Consider the following 3,571-nt stretch of genomic DNA (forward strand, 5'->3'; position numbering starts at 1 on the left):
AACGATGACGGTTCGGCGCCAGACCGAGGACGTACATCCCGGCGCGGCCCCGACCCAGCCACCGCCAGGTGGCGCACCAGCCGGCGACGGCCCGGTGACGGCGGCAGGTGGCGAACCGGCGCGGGCAGGTGCACCCCGCGCGCGGTACCTTCGGGCGGCGGCGGCGCGTAACCGCGCCGACGCCGGGAACAGCAACCGTGCCGGAGGCAAGGAGTGACCACCGTGAGCAAGTTCGTGCGGCCGGCCCCGGAGGGGGCGGATCCGTTCGGGACGGCGCGTCTGCGGCGCGGGGTGCTCGACGCATGGGGCGCCAGCCCGGCCCGGTTCCGGGAGGACGCCAACGCCGAGGAGGACCTGGCGCTCGGCGGCTACCGCGACCGCCTCGTCGTTGAGCTGGCGCAGAACGCCGCCGACGCCGCCGCACGGGCGGGCGTACCCGGCCGGCTCCGCCTCACCCTGCGCGACGGCGTCCTCGCCGCCGCGAACACCGGCGCTCCCCTCGACGCGACAGGCGTCGAGTCCCTGTCCACGCTGCGCGCCTCCGCGAAGCGCGAGGCGCACGGCGAGGGCAGGACGGCCGCCGTCGGCCGCTTCGGCGTCGGCTTCGCCGCCGTGCTCGCCGTGACCGACGAGCCCGCGCTGGTCGGCCGCCACGGCGGCGTACGGTGGTCGCTCGCCGAGGCCCGCGAGCTGGCCGCCGAGACCGCGCGCCACAGCCCCGGCCTCGGCGACGAGCTGCGCCGCCGCGAGGGCCACGTACCGCTCCTCCGCCTGCCGCTGCCCGCCGAGGGCACCGCCCCCGAGGGGTACGACTCCGTCGTCATCCTGCCGCTGCGCGACGCCGCAGCCGGAGACCTGGTCGAGCGGCTGCTCGAAGGCATCGACGACGCGCTCCTGCTGAGCCTCCCGGGTCTCGAGGAGGTCGTCGTCGAGACGCAGGGCGCCCAGGACGGCGTCCGTACTCTGCGGCGGCGCCCGCACCCCGAGGCCGCCTCCGACGTCGTCATCGAGGACACCCGCGACGGTACGAGCCGCTGGCGCACCGTCAGCCACCACGGCTCCCTCGACCTCGAGCTGCTCGCCGACCGCCCGGTCGAGGAGCGGCTGCGCCCTTACTGGTCCGTGACCTGGGCTGTCCCGGTGGACGAGGAGGGCGGACCGCGCCGCCCCCGTACCGCCCCGGTCGTACACGCGCCGACGCCGAGCGACGAAGCACTCGGTGTACCGGCGCTGCTCATCGCGTCGCTGCCGCTGGACACGATGCGCCGACACGCCGCGCCGGGCCCGCTGACCGACTTCCTCGTGCAGCGCGCGGCGGATGCGTACGCCGAACTGCTCGCGGCCTGGCGCCCCTTGAGTACCGGCCTGATCGATCTCGTGCCGGGACCGCTCGGCAAGGGCGTCCTGGACGGGGCGCTCCGCCAGGCCATCCTCGACCGGCTGCCGCGTACGGCCTTCCTGCCGCCCGCGGTGGAGCGCGAGGAGGCCGAGGCCGCGCCGGCCTGGGAACCGGACACCGGGGCCGCCCCGGGGTGGGCACGCGGCGCCGAGGGCGCGCCGGCCTGGGCCCCCGAGGGCGAGGCCCCTGTCCCCGGCATGGCGGCCGCAGGCCCCGTGGCGCTGCGGCCGCGCGAGGCCGAGGTCGTCGAGGGCGCGGGCGCCGAGACGGTGCGGGTGCTGGCCGAGGTGCTGCCGAGCCTGCTGCCCGCCGGTCTCGAACGCCGCGTGGAGCTGCGCACGCTGGGTGTCGCCCGCGTCCCGCTGACCGAGGCCATCGACCGGCTCGCCGGTCTGGAGCGGGAACCCGCGTGGTGGCGGCGGCTGTACGACAGCCTCGCGGGCGTCGACCCGGACCGGCTCTCCGGGCTGCCGGTGCCGCTCGCCGACGGCCGTACGACGATCGGGCCGCGGCAGGTGCTGCTGCCGGTGCCGCCGTCGGGCGAGTACGAGGAGCGCAGGGAGGAGCCCGCCGCTCCGTCTGCCCTGGCCCGGCTCGGCCTCAAGGTCGCGCACCCCGACGCCGCGCACCCTCTCCTCGAGAAGCTTGGGGCGCTGCCCGCCACCCCACGGGCCGTTCTGACGACGCCGCAGGTACGGGCCGCCGTCGCCGGTTCGCTGGAGGACGACACCTGGGACGAGGAGGCGCTGGACGCGGAGGAGCTCGCGGACCTCGTCCTCGCGCTCGTACGGGACGCCGGGCTCGACCCGGGCGACGAGCCGTGGCTCGGGGCGCTCGCGCTGCCCGACGAGGACGGGGAACTGGCCCCGGCCGGCGAGCTTGTCCTGCCGGGCAGCCCCTTCGCACAGGTCATGCGCGAGGGCGAACTGGCCGAGGTGGACGCCGAGCTGGCCGAGCGCTGGGGCGAGCAGCCGCTCGCCGCCTGCGGGGTCCTCGCGAACTTCGCGCTGGTCCGCGCCACGGACGTGGTCCTCGACCCGGACGAACTGGAGCCGCGCAGCGGCGACTTCCCCGAGCCCGACGACGCCGGCCTGCTCGACGCCGTCGACGTCTGGTGCGAGGACGTCCTCGACCGGCTGCCCGACACGCCCGTACCGCCCGTCGCCACCGAGATCATCGCCGTACGCGATCTCGACCTCGTCGACGACGACCGCTGGCCGCAGGCGCTCGCGCTGCTGTCGCAGCCGCCGCTGCGGGACGCCCTCACGCAGCCGGTGCGCATCCTGCTGCCGGACGGCACGACCGAGACGGTCCGCCCGTACACGGCCTGGTGGCTGCGCGGCCACCCGGTGCTCGACGGCCGCCGCCCGGCCGGTCTGCGGGCCGCGGGCGGGGATCCGCTGCTGGCGGGGCTGTACGACTCGGCGGACGCGACCGGCTTCGACGACGAGCAGGTGCTGCGGGCCCTCGGCGTCCGTACCTCCGTCGCCGCGCTCCTCTACGAGCCCGGCGGCGCGGCGGAGCTCCTCGACCGCCTCGCCGACCCGGAGCGTGACGTCACCGCAGCCCAACTCCACGCGCTCTACGGCCTGGTGGCGGATCTGGACCCGGAGCAGGTGACACTGCCGGACGAGCTGCGGGCCGTCGTGGACGGCCGTGTCACGGTCGTCGACGCGGCCGACGCGGTGGTCGCGGACACCCCCGACCTGCTGCCGCTCACCGCCGGGCTGCCCCTACTCCCGGTACGCCCGTCGCGCGCCGCGGACCTCGCCGAGCTGTTCCAGGTACGGCGCCTCGGCGAGACGGTGAGCGCCGAGGTGACGGGTGAGGGCGTGGTGCACCCGGTCCCGGAGCCGGTCCGGGTGCTCCTCGGCCCGGCGACCCCGGCGACGTACACCGAGTACGAGGAACTCGTCGTGGCCGGCACGGAGCTGGACTGGCGCCAGACGCCCGACGGCACGGTCCACGCGGCGACCCTGGAGGGCGTCGCGGCGGGCCTGGCCTGGGCGGCGGGCCAGTGGCCGCGCCGCTTCGAGGTCGCGGCCCTCCTGGAGGACCCGTCCCGCACGGAGGAACTGGCCCGGGACCGCTGGTTCGACTGAGGGCGAGCCGGCGGCCGGGCGGGGCCGGTGAGCCCGTCCGGCGGACCAAATAGCCCGTCCGGCGTTACCA

The 3,571-nt window shown here is 76.9% G+C and carries 1 protein-coding gene; it reads left to right on the top strand.

All coding sequences use genetic code 11. The features are described from left to right. Positions 1-222 precede the first annotated feature (222 nt). Entirely contained in the window at positions 223-3,501 is a 3,279-nt protein-coding gene (locus STSP_RS30200; protein ID WP_067284188.1) for a sacsin N-terminal ATP-binding-like domain-containing protein, read from the top strand. The last annotated feature ends 70 nt before the right edge of the window (positions 3,502-3,571 follow it).

This window comes from Streptomyces jeddahensis (assembly GCF_001642995.1).
Taxonomy (GTDB): Bacteria; Actinomycetota; Actinomycetes; order Streptomycetales; family Streptomycetaceae; genus Streptomyces; species Streptomyces jeddahensis.